This is a genomic window from Streptomyces sp. NPDC056948 (genome assembly GCF_042674225.1).
GTDB lineage: Bacteria > Actinomycetota > Actinomycetes > Streptomycetales > Streptomycetaceae > Streptomyces > Streptomyces purpurascens.
This window is the reverse complement of the sequence record NZ_JBHUQX010000229.1, coordinates 1-14,942: the sequence shown is the minus strand read 5'-3', so window position 1 is coordinate 14,942 and position 14,942 is coordinate 1. Positions and strand designations below refer to the sequence as shown.

Genomic DNA, 14,942 nt, shown 5'->3' with positions numbered 1-14,942 from the left:
GTCCGCAGGGAGCGGGCCTTCGGCATGCTTCGGTCAGCGACCGCCGTACGTCTTGCTCATGTTCTGGTAGAGCGCCTCGGCGTCGCGGCCCAGTTGCGGGCCCGCCAGCCAGGTGTTGTCGGCCGGGCCGATCGATGTGTTGGACACGAGCACGGACTTGCCGTTCCGTACCCGGAACCAGCCGCCGCCGGACGAACCGCCGGTCATGGTGCAGCCGATGCGGTGCATCGTCGGCAGGGTCGGGCTGAGCGAGAACCGGCCGGGGATGTCGACGCACTTGAACATCTTCAGGCCGTTGTAGGGCGGCGCGGCCGGGTAGCCCCAAGCGCCCATCTTGCGCGCCTCGGCCGCGGAGGGAGCGGAGAAGTCCACGTCCAGCGCGGCGCCGACGGTCTCCTCCAGGGACTTGCCGCCCCGCTCGGGCTTCACGTGCAGCACGGCGTAGTCGTACGCGGCCCCCTCGCCGCCGGTCTCCGAGCCGCCCTGGATCCACTGGTTCGAGGTCGAGGCCCAGTCCGCCCACCAGTTGCCGTACGGGGCGATCTCGGTCGGGTTCGCGTTGGTCAGCTCCGCCTCGGACTTGCCGTAGTCGTTGTAGGCGGGGAGGAAGGTGAGGTTGCGGTACCAGCCGCCGCTGCCGCCGGCGTGCACGCAGTGGCCCGCCGTCCACACCAGGTTGGACTTGCCCGGGTGGTTGACGTCCTTGACGACCGTGCCGGAGCAGACGGCCGGGCCGTCGGGGGAGTCGAAGAAGACCTTGCCGACCGGCGCCGCGTTCCGGTGGTACGGAGTCTTCTCCGCCTGTGCCCGGACGGGCGCCGGATCCGGGTCGCTGACGCCCTGACCGGCCGACGCGTCCTTCGTGGTGACCGTCTTGTCGGCCTCCTTCGCGGACTGCATCCGGTCGGGCTTCCAGAGGCCCTCGATCACCGGGTTGACGAAGTCCTTGGCGTCACTGAGCCACTTGTCCTTGTCCCAGTCCTTCCAGCCCCCGTCCTTCCACCGGTCGGCGTCGATCCCGTGCTCCTTGAGCTTGCCCGCGAGGTCGGCCGGGATCCGGACCTTGCCGCCGCCGTCCGCGGCCTGCGAGGTGGTGGCGTCGGGCTTGTCGCTCGCCGAGTCCCCCGAACCGTCACAGGCGGTAGCCGTGAGCGCCAGGGCGGCGACGAGCCCGGTGGCGGCGAGGACGGTGCGCCGCCCGCGCCTCGGTGCCGCGGACGTACGTGTGGAACGCATGGTGCGATGACCCCCGTTGGTGCGTGCTGTGCGTGCTGTGCGTGCTGTGCGTGCTGTGCGTGTTGTGCGTGCTCAGGTGCTGCTGCGTGTGAATGTCATGTGCTTGTCACGCAGAGGCCGCAGCGTGGCCTGCGATGCGCGACACCCCACTATGCCCGTGGAGTTGGGGGCGAACGGCGGTGGGCCGGTGAAGGTTTCCGTGAGTCCCCGGCCCCACCACCGCGCTGATCAGCCTGCCGTCAGCGGCCCGCGAACTTCTCGCTCACCGAGTCGTACACGCCCTTGGCCTCGTCGCCCAGGCGCGGTCCGGCCAGCCAGCCCGACGTCACCGGGCCGATCGAGGTGTTGGACACCAGCGCCGGCTTGCCGTCCGACCCCGGCGCGACCCAGCCGCCGCCCGACGAACCGCCGGTCATGGAGCAGCCGATGCGGTACATCGTCGGAGCCGACGCCGCGACCGACAGCCGGCCGGGCCGGTCCTGGCACCGGTACAGCTTCTGCCCGTCGTACGGCGGCGCGGCCGGGTAGCCGATCGCCGTGACGCTCTTCGTCTTCGGTACGGCGGGAGCCTTGAAGTCGACCGGCAGCGCCGAACCGACCATCTCCTCCAGCGACTTGCCGCCGCTGCCCTTCTCCGGCGTCACATGGATGACCGCGAAGTCGTACGGGGCGCCGTCCCCGCCCGTCGAACCGCCCTGCTCGATCCACTGGTCCGAGGTCTGCGCCCAGTCGCCCCACCAGACGCCGTAGGGAGCCACGTCCTCCCGGGTGGCGTTCTCCAGTTCCGCGACCGGCTTGCCGTCGTCGTTGTACGACGGCACGAACGCGATGTTGCGGTACCAGCCGCCCTTCTTGCCCGCGTGCACGCAGTGGCCCGCCGTCCACACCAGGTTGGACTTGCCCGGGTGGGCGGGGTCCTTCACCACCGTCGCCGAGCAGACGGCCGAGCCCTCGGGGGAGTCGAAGAACACCTTCCCGGCCGTAGGGGCGTTGGCGTGGTACGACGGCGGCACGGCCTGCGCCTCGACGGGCTCGGGCGTGGGGTCGGTCACGCCCTGGTCGCCGGCGAGGTCGCTGTCGTCCACGCCCTGGTCGGGCTCCTCGGCCTCCCGCATGCGGTCCGGGTCCCAGAGGCCTTCGATGATCGGGTTGATGTACTCGTTGGCCTCGCGCAGCCAGTCGTCCCGGTCCCAGTTCTTCCAGGCGCCGTTCTTCCACTTGTCGACGTCGATCCCGTGCTCGCGGAGCCGGTCCCTGATGTCGTCCGGGATCTTGAGCTTGCCGTCGTCGGAGGCGGTGGCGGACGGGGAGGCCTCACCGCCCGCCGCGGCGTCGCCCGACTCACAGGCGGTGGCGGTCAGCGCGAGCGCCGAGGCGAGGGCCACGGCGGCCAGTACGGGGGAGGTCCTGCGGCGCGTCCACCCCCCTCGGCTGGTGGTGGACGACGGCCGTATGGATCGCATGATCTGACTCCCCCTGATGTGAACGAACTGGGACGAACCGGCGCCTCGGGCGCGGTGTCCGCCGAACTCACGGAGAGTTCAGGCCGACCTCATGGCGCCCGGGAACGGCACCACACACTATGCGGTGGCTGTGGGGGCGGTCCGACGGAACCGCAACAGTTCCGTCACGGAAAGGATCTTGAGGCAACCCGTAACCCGGTGAGCGGTCGGGGGTTGGTAGCGGTGGGGGGTCTGCTGTCTGTGTGCGGTCCTCTGTGCCCGTGCCCAGTGGGAGGTCAGGGAAGTCGTGGCGGAATCCACCCATGGGGGATGTGCGTCAGAGGAGGCCGTTGTGGGGCGTACGCCGGTGAAAATCCTCCCCGGTGGTGCGGTCGACGACGACACGGCACCAGGAACGCGCGCCGCACAGGAAGGGATTCTGCGTCGCCAGTCCGCGCGCGAGTCCGCGGCCCGGACCTACGCCCGGGCCCTGCCGATCGTCCCGGTGCGGGCGCGAGGACTGACCATCGAGGGTGCGGACGGTCGCCGCTACCTGGACTGCCTCTCGGGCGCCGGCGCGCTCGCGCTCGGGCACAACCACCCCGTCGTCCTGGAGGCCATCCGCAAGGTCCTCGACTCAGGCGCACCCCTGAACGTCCTCGACCTTGCCACCCCCGTCAAGGACGCCTTCATCACCGAGTTGTTCCGCACCCTGCCGCCAGGACTCGCCGACCGGGCCCGTGTGCGCTTCTGCGGACCGGCCGGCAGCGACGCCGTGGAGACCGCCTGCGAACTCGTCCGCTCGGCGACCGGCCGGACCGGCCTCATCGCGTTCACCGGCGCCTGCCACGGAAGGACCGCCGGGCCGCCCGACGCGACCGCGGGCGCCCACGACGTACGGGTCACGCGCCTGCCCTACCCGCAGGACTACCGCTGCCCGTTCGGAGTCGGCGGCGAAGGCGGGGCCGACCTCGCCGCCCGCTGGACCGAGTCCGTCCTCGACGACCCCGGGTCGGGCGTACCGCTCCCCGCCGGGATGATCGTCGAGCCCGTCCAGGGCGAGGGCGGGGTGATCCCCGCACCGGACGCCTGGCTGCGGCGCATGCGGCAGCTCACGGCCGACCGGGCCGTCCCGCTGATCGCCGACGAGATCCAGACGGGCGTCGGGCGGACCGGCGCCTTCTGGGCGGTGGAACACAGCGGAGTGACCCCGGACGTGATGGTCCTCTCCAAGGCCATCGGAGGCAGTCTGCCGCTGGCCGTCGTCGTCCACCGCGACGACCTCGACACGGGGGAACCCGGCGCCCCCACCGGCACCTTCCGCGGCAACCAGCTCGCCATGGCCGCCGGCACGGCAACCCTCGCCCACGTCCGGGAGAACCACCTCGCCGAGCGCGCGGCGACTCTCGGTGCGCGCATGCTGAGCCAGCTCCGAGGCCTGGCAGAGGAGTTCCCCTGCGTAGGGGATGTACGGGGGAGGGGGCTGATGATCGGCGTGGAATTCGTGGATCCCGAGGGGGAGGCCGGGGGAGCGTCGATGATGCCGGACCGAGCGCGCCGACTCCTTCCCGTTGCCCCCGAACTGGCCGCCGCGGTCCAGCGGGAGTGCCTGCGCCGCGGCCTCATCGTCGGACTCGGCGGCCGTCACGCGAGCGTCGTACGACTGCTGCCGCCGCTGACGATCACCGACGAACAGGCGGCCGCCGTGCTGGACCGCCTGGCCGACGCCGTCCGAGCGGCCGCTCGGTGCCATGGGGGCGCGGCAGCAGCGCCGTCCGCGCCGTGAGCCTCCATGCCGTGCAGCGTCATGCCGTGAGCCTCGACACCGTGCAGGTTCAGGTCATGAGCCTGCGTGCGGTGAGGCTGCATGCAGTTGGCCCGTGCGCCGTGGGCCTGCATGCCTTGAGCCCTCGGGCTCCGACCAGCCAGCCGAGTGGAACTCCTCGGCTCACACGCCCCGACCGTACGCCCCTGAACCACCCCACGAGGTACCCGTGTTGAACGCCATCCCCGAGCCCGACGAACACGCCACGATGCGGGGAGAGGGTTCCGTCGGCGCCCGGCTGCCGAGCGCGTCCGTGGAGTCTCCGGTCCCTGGTCAGAGGCCTGGGACCCTGCCCGCCGAGGGACGGAACGCCGGCCCTGTCACCGACCCTCTGGACCATCCCGACCCGCACATCGCCGCCCAGGCAGCCGCCGTGGAGAGCCTGCTGCGCTGCTGGGCGCGCGAGAAGAACCGGCCCGCTCCCGCCGACGGGATCCTCCGCATCCCCCTTCCCGCCAGCGGCACGGCCCTTCTCGCCCCGGTCCGCTACTGGTCCCCGACGGGCTGGCACCGCTTCGGCCTGCCGCGGCTGGCCGACACCCCCGACCACGCCCCGCCGGCCGATGCCGTCACGGTCGCCGCCCTGCTCACCAGAGAGACGTTCGCAGAAGGCCCCGACATCGGCTCCGGCATCGGCCCCGCCCACGACTCCGGTCTCACCGGTGCCCCCACCTCCGCGGCCGGTGCCGTTGCCGGCGACGGCCTCGGCGGCGTCGCGCTGGTCGCGGGTGTCGCCGACTCCCTCCGCCGTGTCGCCGCCTTCCTCAGCGACCGTCGGGAACACCCGGCCGACGGCCCTGACCTCTTCCTGGCCGCGGAGCAGGCACTCGTCCTCGGACACCCCTCGCATCCGTCCCCGAAGAGCCGCGAGGGCCTCTCCGAGACCGAAGCCCGGCTGTACTCACCCGAGTTGCGCGGCTCCTTCCCTCTGCACTGGATGGCTGTCGCTCCCTCCGTCCTCACCACCGACTCCGCCTGGACCGAACGCGGCCGCCCTGTCCCCGCTGCCCGGCTCACCGCACGCCTGGCCGGGACCGGCCTGTCGCTGCCGGACGGGTACGCCCTGCTGCCCCTGCACCCCTGGCAGGCGTGCGAGGTCCGGCACCGTCCGGAGACGGCTGCCCTGCTGGACACGGGACTGCTCCGCGACCTCGGCACTCACGGCACTCCCTGGCAGCCCACCTCCTCCGTACGGACCGTCTACCGAACCGATGCCCCCGCGATGCTCAAACTGTCGCTGGGGCTGCGCATCACCAACTCCCGCCGCGAGAACCTCCGTAAGGAACTCCACCGGGGCGTGGAGGTCCACCGTCTGCTCCGCAGCGGACTCGCGCAGCAGTGGCGTGCCGTGCATCCGGGTTTCGACATCGTGCGCGACCCGGCCTGGCTGGCTGTCGACGATGCCGACGGCGCCCCCTTGCCCGGACTGGACGTGGTGATCCGCCACAACCCGTTCGCCCCCTCCGACGACGTCTCCTGCGTCGCCGGACTCGTCTCGCCGCGCCCGAGCTCTCCGGCCCTGCCGGGGGCCGCTCCGGACCGCGCGCAGACACACGGCCCCGTACTTCGGTCCAGGCTGGCCGAGGTCGTCACGCGTCTCGCCCGCCGGACCGGCCGACCGCACGGAGCCGTTGCCGCCGAGTGGTTCCTGCGCTACCTCCAGCACGTCGTGCGCCCCGTCCTGTGGCTGGACGCTGAGGCAGGCATCGCCCTGGAAGCACACCAGCAGAACACCCTGCTCCTGCTGGACGCCGAGGGCTGGCCCACGGGCGGCCGCTACCGCGACAACCAGGGCTATTACTTCCGGGAGTCCCGGCGCGCGGATCTGGATGCCCGGTTGCCCGGCATCGGAGAGCAGAGCGACACGTTCGTCCGTGACGAGGTCGCCGACGAGCGCTTCGCGTACTACCTGGCCGTCAACAACGTCTTCGGCCTCATCGGCGCGTTCGGCTCCCAGGGACTGGCCGACGAGCGGCTGCTGCTCGCCGCCTTCCGCCGCTTCCTCGGAAACGTCGCCTCCGGTCCGGCCCGGCTGCGTACGTCGCTGCCCGCCCGCCTGCTCGACTCACCGGTCCTGCGCTGCAAGGCCAACCTGCTGACCCGGCTGCGCGGCCTCGACGAACTCGTCGGCCCGGTCGACACCCAGTCCGTCTACGTCACCATCGCCAACCCCCTGCACTCCTGACCACCCTGACCGTCCCTGACACATCCGACCTCCTTCATCCCTGAGGACATGCCCCACCCCCCTTACTGAGAGGAGCGTTCGGTGCCCTTCGCCGACCCTGCCACCGACCCCGGTACCGCTGTTCCCGTCACGGCCGACCTCGGTTCTGATGCCGGTGAGGGGGAAGCCGGTGAGGGCGGGTGTGGCGAGGACACGATGGATCTGAGGCTCCCGGACGAACTCCTCGCCCTCGTCGCGGACGACACTTCCGACCGTCACGGAGCACGGGGGCGGGACCAGGGCACGGCTCAGCTCTTCGCCTCCCTCGCCGCGACCTGTGGCACTTCGGTCCTCCCGACTGAGGCCGACCTCCTCGACCGCGTCGCCGACTGGGGCCCGGCAGAGACATCCGCGGGCGTGCTCCACCTCGTCCCCGTACGCGTCGCCCGTGACCTTCCGCTCATCAGCCGATGGATGAACGACCCGGCCGCGGCGTTCTGGGAGCTGTCCGGACCGCAGAACGTGACCGAGGACCACCTACGGGCCCAGCTCGCCGGCGACGGACGCAGCGTGCCGTGTATCGGAGTGCTGGACGGAACGCCGATGAGCTACTGGGAGATCTACCGGGCGGACCTCGACCCGTTGGCCCGCCACTACCCCGCCCGGCCTCATGACACGGGACTCCACCTCCTCGTCGGTACTGTCGCCGACCGGGGGCGTGGCCTGGGCGGTCTGCTGTTGCGAGCCGTAGCCGATCTCGCTCTCGCGCAGCGGTCCTCCTGCGCACGCGTCATCGCGGAACCCGACATTCGCAACACCCCCTCCATCGCCGCTTTCCTGACCGCCGGCTTCCGGTTCTCCGCCGAGGTCGACCTGCCCGCCAAGCGGGCCGCCCTCATGGTCCGAGACCGCTCTCTCCGGCATCTGCTGTAGCGCTGTGTCAGCGCGCCATCACTCATTGAACGCGGCGCCTGACGCTGCGGTTCCCACCCGCCGAGGAGTTCAAGGTCTTGATCCCGTCCCCCGCCCCCGCCTTGATCACCCGTTTGTCAGTGCCGGGTCGTAGGGTGGTCGCGCTATGACGAAGCCCTCACTCCCCGAACTCCTGCATGCTGCCGTCACTGCCGTCGGCGGTACGGAGCGCCCCGGGCAGGTGACCATGGCCGAATCCGTCGAGGAAGCGATCGACGGCGGCTCCCACCTGCTGGTCCAGGCCGGCACCGGCACCGGAAAGTCACTGGGCTACCTGGTGCCCGCGCTCGCGCACGGGGAGCGTGTGGTCGTCGCGACCGCCACCCTGGCCCTGCAGCGCCAGCTCGTGGAGCGCGACCTGCCGAGAACGGTCGAGTCGCTGCACCCCCTGCTGCGCCGCCGCCCGGAGTTCGCGATGCTCAAGGGCCGGTCGAACTACCTGTGCCTGCACCGTCTGCACGAGGGTGTCCCGCAGGACGAGGAAGAGGGCCTCTTCGACCAGTTCGAGGCGGCCGCTCCCACCAGCAAGCTGGGCCAGGACCTGCTGCGGGTGCGCGACTGGGCCGACGAGACCGAGACCGGGGACCGTGACAACCTCACGCCCGGCATCTCGGACCGGGCCTGGGCCCAGGTGTCGGTGTCGTCGAGGGAGTGCCTGGGCGCCTCGAAGTGCGCGTACGGAGCGGAGTGCTTCGCCGAGATGGCCCGCGAGCGGGCCAAACTCTCCGACGTCGTCGTCACCAACCACGCGCTGCTCGCCATCGACGCCATCGAGGGCGCCCCGGTCCTTCCGCAGCACGAGGTGCTGATCGTCGACGAGGCCCATGAGCTGGTCTCCCGGGTCACCGGAGTCGCCACCGGCGAGCTCACCCCCGGCCAGGTAAACCGCGCGGTGCGCCGCGCCGCGAAGCTCGTCAACGAGAAGGCGGCGGACCAGCTCCAGACCGCCTCCGAGGGTTTCGAGCGGCTGATGGAGCTGGCGCTGCCGGGCCGGCTCGAGGAAATCCCCGAGGACCTCGGCTACGCACTCATGGCATTGCGCGACGCGTGCCGCACCGTCATCTCCGGGATCGGCGCGACCCGCGACAAGTCCGTCCAGGACGAGGACGCGGTCCGCAAACAGGCTCTGGCGTCCGTGGAGAACGTGCACGACGTGGCGGAGCGGATCACGAACGGCTCCGAATGGGACGTGGTCTGGTACGAGCGCCATGACCGCTTCGGTGCCTCCCTGCGCGTCGCCCCCATGTCCGTCTCGGGCCTCCTGCGGGAGAAGCTCTTCGCGGACCGCTCCGTGGTCCTGACGTCCGCGACGCTGAAGCTGGGCGGCGACTTCAACGGCGTCGGTGCCTCCCTCGGCCTCGCCCCCGAGGGCACCGAGGGCGACGACCTCCCGAAGTGGAAGGGCATCGACGTCGGCTCGCCCTTCGACTACCGCAAACAGGGCATCCTCTACGTCGCCAAGCACCTGGCGCGCCCGGCGCGGGACGGCGACCGCGCGGACATGCTCGACGAGCTCACGGAGCTGATCCAGGCGGCGGGCGGCCGCACCCTGGGCCTGTTCTCCTCCATGCGGGGGGCTCAGCTGGCCGCCGAGGAACTGCGCTCCCGGATCCCGGAGTTCCCGATCCTCCTCCAGGGCGAGGAGACGCTCGGCGAGCTCATCAAGAACTTCGCGGCGGACCCGAAGACCTGTCTGTTCGGCACGCTGTCGCTGTGGCAGGGCGTGGACGTACCCGGGCCCAGTTGCCAGCTGGTCGTGATGGACAAGATCCCGTTCCCGCGCCCCGACGACCCCCTGATGAGCGCCCGCCAGAAGGCCGTGGAGGACGCGGGCGGCAACGGCTTCATGGCGGTCGCCGCCACCCACGCCGCGCTCCTCATGGCCCAGGGCGCCGGCCGTCTCGTACGGGCATCGGGCGACCGCGGTGTGGTCGCCGTATTGGACCAGCGGCTCGCGACGGCCCGGTACGGGGGCTATCTGAAGGCGTCGATGCCCGACTTCTGGTTCACGGCCGACCGTAATCAGGTGCGGAAGTCGCTGGCGGCGATCGACGCGGCGGCGCAGCAGACGGAAGCCGGATGAGTCCCGGGGGTCGGTCCGCGGCGGCGGAGCCACACGCCGACCCCCACCACTCGGCCTCAGGCTGACCCGCGGGTACGGGGCCCGGACAGCACAGGGCCCCGGAACCGGCGCAGGGGTCCCGGGGCCCGGTCAGAGGGCGGGCCCACTGGGCCCACCCGACGCGGTGCGTGGCGTCAGACGCGGCGCAGTACGGCCACCACCTTGCCGAGGATGGTCGCGTCGTCGCCGGGGATCGGCTCGTAGGCCGCGTTGTGCGGCAGGAGCCAGACGTGGCCGTCCTCGCGCTTGAAGCGCTTGACGGTGGCCTCTCCGTCGAGCATCGCGGCCACGATGTCGCCGTTCTCCGCGACCGGCTGGCGGCGGACCGTGACCCAGTCGCCGTCGCAGATCGCGGCCTCGATCATCGAGTCGCCGACGACCTTCAGGACGAACAGCTCACCGTCGCCGACGAGCTGGCGGGGGAGAGGGAAGACGTCCTCGACGGACTCCTCGGCGAGGATCGGGCCACCGGCGGCGATACGGCCGACCAGTGGGACGTACGACGCGGCCGGCTTGCCCGCGGTGTCCGTGGGCTGCACGGAGGCGGCCTGGTCCGAGCCGCGCACCTCGTACGCGCGCGGGCGGTGCGGGTCGCGGCGCAGGAAACCCTTGCGCTCCAGCGCCATCAGCTGGTGTGCAACGGAGGAGGTGCTGGAAAGGCCGACGGCCTGGCCGATCTCCCGCATCGACGGCGGGTAGCCGCGCCGCTGCACTGAGTCCCTGATGACTTCGATCACTCGGCGTTGGCGGTCGGTAAGTCCGGAGCTGTCCGCCCGGATGCCGGGAGGTCGTCCCGGCAGGGAGCGCTTGTGTCCCTCCGGGTTCGTAACTTCGTTCATCGCGTGCACCGGCTCGAGTCGGCCCTGGGAGCGGTCCTGGGCAGTGATGGTGGCACTGTCTGCGGTGGTGGTCACGTCGGCCCCTCTCGATGGTCTCCCTGCTGGACAACGGTAGTTGGTTTCGAAAGGTTGCGCCAAACACACGTTCGAGTGAAAAATCGCGAATCGACTGACGCGATCAGGTGTCCGGGTGTATTGGCTGCCGCGTTTCCTGGCGGGCAAATGGGTCTATTGCTGTACCCTTCACCGCCGGAGTGATCGCCTCGTGGACTGTTGCCCCAGTCTGCCATCCGGCATTCCCCTGCCCTGGGACCAGCGGTCATCTGTGCGGGAGTCCCACGCCCCCTCCTCGCGGCGCCCACGGTATCTCCGCATGTGCCGTAGCGATACGGCCGTGCGCGAACGGATGCTGCCGTGCGCGAGTGGCGCGTCCGTTCCGCGGGAACAGCGGGGCGGTGGTGTGCGGTCGAGGTCGGTGTGGCTGGGCCTGTCGCGCCTCACCTGCGGCTACGCGTGCGACACGCGTGGACGACGTGGATGTATGAGCCAATCCCCACATCTAGTGGTTGGATTGCAGCAGCAGCCCACAAGTTGTGGTCCCCCGGGTCTCGGTGCCCATGGTCATCGCCTATGCTTGGGACTGCTTCGTGGGGCGCAAGAGGCCCGGCGAGGCCATTGAGTCTGCTGTGAGGAGGGTTGGGAGTTCATGCACTGCCCCTTCTGCAGGCACCCCGACAGCCGTGTCGTCGACAGTCGTACGACCGACGACGGCACGTCGATCCGCAGGCGCCGCCAGTGCCCTGACTGCTCCCGTCGTTTCACGACCGTGGAGACGTGCTCGCTCATGGTGGTCAAGCGGTCCGGAGTCACCGAACCCTTCAGCCGCACCAAGGTCATCAATGGTGTGCGCAAGGCGTGCCAGGGGCGGCCCGTCACCGAGGACGCGCTCGCCCAGCTCGGCCAGCGGGTCGAGGAGGCGGTGCGGGCCACCGGAAGCGCCGAGCTGACCACCCACGACGTGGGACTGGCCATTCTCGGCCCGTTGCAGGAGCTCGATCTCGTCGCCTATCTGCGATTCGCCTCCGTCTACCGGGCGTTCAACTCGCTCGAGGACTTCGAGGCGGCCATCACGGAACTGAGGGAAGAGACGGGACCCCCCGACGCGGACGACGGCGACCGCGAGGACACGGGTGCGGGGAGCCAGGAAGACGACCGCGGGCCCGGAGGGACGACACAGGTCCCAGAGCCCGCAGGCGCCGCCGACTGACCGGCGGGCCGGACCCGGACGGCAGCTCCGGGCCCGGCCGGGCGGCGGCGAAATGAAGACCTGTTGCGGGCGATGTGAGTGAGTGCCCGCAACACCAGACAGAACACCGTGCCACGGGAACAACGGGGCACTTCAGGGCGTTTTCGCCCGTACAGGGAGGCGGCATGACAGAGACGGCGAGCGGTCCGGCACGGAGTTCCCGCGCCAAGGGCACCAAGGCGAACAAGGGCCTGCGTATCGAGCGCATCCACACCACCCCTGGGGTCCACCCCTATGACGAGGTGGCGTGGGAAAGCCGTGACGTCGTCATGACCAACTGGCGCGACGGCTCGGTCAACTTCGAGCAGCGCGGCGTCGAGTTCCCCGACTTCTGGTCGGTGAACGCGGTCAACATCGTCACCAGCAAGTACTTCCGCGGTGCCGTCGGCACCCCGCAGCGCGAGACCGGCCTCAAGCAGCTGATCGACCGCATCGTGAAGACGTACCGGAAGGCCGGAGAGGACCACAAGTACTTCGCCTCTCCCGCCGACGCCGAGATCTTCGAGCACGAGCTGGCGTACGCCCTCCTGCACCAGATCTTCAGCTTCAACAGCCCTGTCTGGTTCAACGTCGGCACCAAGCAGCCCCAGCAGGTCTCCGCCTGCTTCATCCTGGCCGTCGACGACTCCATGGAGTCGATCCTCGACTGGTACAAGGAAGAGGGCATGATCTTCAAGGGCGGCTCCGGCGCCGGCCTGAACCTCTCCCGGATCCGCTCCTCCAAGGAACTGCTGTCCTCCGGCGGTAACGCCTCCGGTCCGGTCTCCTTCATGCGTGGCGCCGACGCCTCCGCAGGAACGATCAAGTCCGGTGGCGCCACCCGCCGTGCCGCCAAGATGGTCGTCCTCGACGTGGACCACCCGGACATCGAGGACTTCATCGAGACCAAGGTCAAGGAAGAGGAGAAGATCCGCATCCTGCGGGACGCGGGCTTCGACATGGACCTGGGCGGCGACGACATCGCGTCCGTCCAGTACCAGAACGCCAACAACTCGGTCCGCGTGAACGACGAGTTCATGACCGCGGTCGAGCAGGGCGGCCAGTTCGGGCTGCGCGGCCGGATGACCGGCGAGGTCATCGAGGAGGTCGACGCCAAGGCGCTCTTCCGCAAGATCGCCGAGGCCGCGTGGGCCTGCGCCGACCCCGGCATCCAGTACGACGGCACCATCAACAACTGGCACACCTGCCCCGAGTCCGGCCGGATCACCGCGTCGAACCCGTGCAGCGAGTACATGCACCTGGACAACACGTCCTGCAACCTGGCCTCGCTGAACCTGATGAAGTTCCTCAAGGACGACGGCAAGGGCAACCAGTCCTTCGAGGCCGAGCGCTTCCAGAAGGTCGTCGAGCTGGTCATCACCGCGATGGACATCTCGATCTGCTTCGCCGACTTCCCGACCCAGAAGATCGGCGACAACACCCGCGCGTTCCGCCAGCTCGGCATCGGCTACGCCAACCTCGGCGCCCTGCTGATGGCGACCGGCCACGCCTACGACTCCGACGGTGGCCGTTCCCTCGCCGGCTCCATCACCTCGCTGATGACCGGTACGGCGTACCGGCGCTCCGCCGAACTCGCCGCGGTCGTCGGCCCGTACGACGGCTACGCCCGCAACGCCGACGCCCACAAGCGCGTCATGAAGCAGCACTCGGACGCCAACGACAAGGCCGTCCGCATGGACGACCTGGACACCCCGGTGTGGGCCGCCGCCAGCGAGGCCTGGCAGGACGTGGTGCGCCTCGGTGAGAAGAACGGTTTCCGTAACTCCCAGGCGTCGGTGCTCGCCCCGACCGGCACCATCGGCCTCGCGATGTCCTGCGACACCACCGGTGTCGAGCCCGACCTCGCGCTGGTCAAGTTCAAGAAGCTGGTCGGCGGCGGCTCGATGCAGATCGTCAACGGCACCGTGCCGCAGGCCCTGCGCCGCCTGGGCTACCTGGAAGAGCAGATCGAGGCGGTCGTCGCCCACATCGCCGACCACGGCAACGTGATCGACGCCCCGAGTCTCAAGCCCGAGCACTACGAGGTGTTCGACTGCGCCATGGGCGACCGGTCCATCTCCGCGATGGGTCACGTCCGCATGATGGCCGCGATCCAGCCGTGGATCTCCGGCGCCATCTCCAAGACGGTCAACATGCCGGAGTCGGCGACCGTCGAGGAGGTCGAGGAGATCTACTTCGAGGCCTGGAAGCTGGGCGTCAAGGCGCTCGCGATCTACCGCGACAACTGCAAGGTCGGCCAGCCGCTCTCCGCCAAGAAGAAGGAGGCGGAGAAGGTCGAGGAGCCCGCAGCCGTCGAGGCCAAGGTCGAGAAGGTGGTCGAGTACCGCCCGGTCCGCAAGCGCCTCCCGAAGGGACGTCCCGGCATCACCACGTCCTTCACCGTCGGCGGTGCCGAGGGCTACATGACCGCCAACTCCTACCCGGACGACGGTCTCGGTGAGGTCTTCCTGAAGATGTCCAAGCAGGGCTCGACCCTCGCGGGCATGATGGACGCCTTCTCCATCGCGGTCTCCGTCGGCCTCCAGTACGGCGTCCCCCTGGAGACGTACGTCTCGAAGTTCACGAACATGCGCTTCGAGCCGGCCGGCATGACGGACGACCCGGACGTGCGGATGGCGCAGTCGATCGTCGACTACATCTTCCGCCGCCTGGCGCTGGACTTCCTGCCCTTCGAGACGCGCTCCGCGCTCGGTATCCACTCCGCCGACGAGCGCCAGCGTCACCTCGAGACGGGTTCGTACGAGCCGAATGAGGACGAGGTCGACGTCGAGGGTCTGGCCCAGTCGGCGCCGCGCGCCCAGGAGCTGAAGGCCGTCTCCGCGCCGAAGAACGAAGTGGCGGCCCAGCCCGCCCCGCAGCAGGCCCACACCAGTGCCGAACTGGTGGAGATGCAGCTGGGCATCCAGGCAGACGCCCCGCTGTGCTTCTCCTGCGGTACGAAGATGCAGCGCGCCGGTTCGTGCTACATCTGCGAGGGCTGCGGCTCGACCAGCGGCTGCAGCTGACGCCGAGCGCCTGAGCCGATGACGGAGGGGC

The 14,942-nt window shown here is 70.2% G+C and carries 9 protein-coding genes; 6 read left to right on the top strand and 3 right to left on the bottom strand.

What is annotated here, in order from left to right:
- Nucleotides 1-33 precede the first annotated feature (33 nt).
- A complete protein-coding gene (locus tag ACFTZL_RS26830; RefSeq protein ID WP_382587709.1) occupies nucleotides 34-1,236 on the bottom strand; it encodes a trypsin-like serine peptidase in 1,203 nt (400 codons plus the stop codon).
- A 239-nt stretch (nucleotides 1,237-1,475) separates the two neighbouring features.
- On the bottom strand, nucleotides 1,476-2,699 hold the full coding sequence (locus ACFTZL_RS26825) for a trypsin-like serine peptidase (protein WP_382587707.1): 1,224 nt from the start codon (nucleotides 2,697-2,699) through the stop codon (nucleotides 1,476-1,478).
- Nucleotides 2,700-3,045: 346 nt separating this feature from the next.
- Between ACFTZL_RS26825 and ACFTZL_RS26820 the strand changes: the two genes are divergently transcribed.
- The 4 genes from ACFTZL_RS26820 (at nucleotide 3,046) to ACFTZL_RS26805 (ending at nucleotide 9,722) form a co-directional block, all read left to right on the top strand.
- Nucleotides 3,046-4,464: a diaminobutyrate--2-oxoglutarate transaminase family protein gene (locus tag ACFTZL_RS26820; RefSeq protein WP_382587711.1), complete on the top strand. Its 1,419-nt coding sequence runs from the start codon at nucleotides 3,046-3,048 to the stop codon at nucleotides 4,462-4,464.
- 211 nt (nucleotides 4,465-4,675) lie between these two features.
- Nucleotides 4,676-6,688, top strand: a complete 2,013-nt coding sequence (locus ACFTZL_RS26815) for an IucA/IucC family protein (RefSeq protein WP_382587705.1) — start codon at nucleotides 4,676-4,678, stop codon at nucleotides 6,686-6,688.
- A gap of 81 nt (nucleotides 6,689-6,769) precedes the next feature.
- Entirely contained in the window at nucleotides 6,770-7,600 is an 831-nt protein-coding gene (locus ACFTZL_RS26810; RefSeq protein ID WP_382587703.1) for a GNAT family N-acetyltransferase, read from the top strand.
- A 145-nt stretch (nucleotides 7,601-7,745) separates the two neighbouring features.
- Nucleotides 7,746-9,722 carry an ATP-dependent DNA helicase gene (locus ACFTZL_RS26805; protein ID WP_382587701.1) on the top strand — a complete coding sequence of 659 codons (1,977 nt, stop codon included), beginning with the start codon at nucleotides 7,746-7,748 and terminating at the stop codon, nucleotides 9,720-9,722.
- A gap of 173 nt (nucleotides 9,723-9,895) precedes the next feature.
- Here ACFTZL_RS26805 and lexA read toward each other — a convergent pair whose 3' ends face one another.
- A complete protein-coding gene (gene lexA, locus ACFTZL_RS26800; protein ID WP_215118136.1) occupies nucleotides 9,896-10,675 on the bottom strand; it encodes a transcriptional repressor LexA in 780 nt (259 codons plus the stop codon).
- Between the two features lie 631 nt (nucleotides 10,676-11,306).
- Between lexA and nrdR the strand changes: the two genes are divergently transcribed.
- Nucleotides 11,307-11,867, top strand: coding sequence for a transcriptional regulator NrdR (gene nrdR, locus ACFTZL_RS26795; RefSeq protein WP_382587699.1), 561 nt, complete (start codon nucleotides 11,307-11,309; stop codon nucleotides 11,865-11,867).
- A 164-nt stretch (nucleotides 11,868-12,031) separates the two neighbouring features.
- Nucleotides 12,032-14,911, top strand: coding sequence for a vitamin B12-dependent ribonucleotide reductase (locus ACFTZL_RS26790; protein ID WP_382587697.1), 2,880 nt, complete (start codon nucleotides 12,032-12,034; stop codon nucleotides 14,909-14,911).
- Nucleotides 14,912-14,942: the final 31 nt, after the last annotated feature.

Coding starts and splice junctions, on each gene's coding strand:
- ACFTZL_RS26830 (WP_382587709.1), bottom strand. CDS start 1,236: ATGCGTTCCACACGTACGTCCGCGGCACCGAGGCGCGGGCGGCGCACC.
- ACFTZL_RS26825 (WP_382587707.1), bottom strand. CDS start 2,699: ATGCGATCCATACGGCCGTCGTCCACCACCAGCCGAGGGGGGTGGACG.
- ACFTZL_RS26805 (WP_382587701.1), top strand. CDS start 7,746: ATGACGAAGCCCTCACTCCCCGAACTCCTGCATGCTGCCGTCACTGCC.
- nrdR (WP_382587699.1), top strand. CDS start 11,307: ATGCACTGCCCCTTCTGCAGGCACCCCGACAGCCGTGTCGTCGACAGT.
- ACFTZL_RS26790 (WP_382587697.1), top strand. CDS start 12,032: ATGACAGAGACGGCGAGCGGTCCGGCACGGAGTTCCCGCGCCAAGGGC.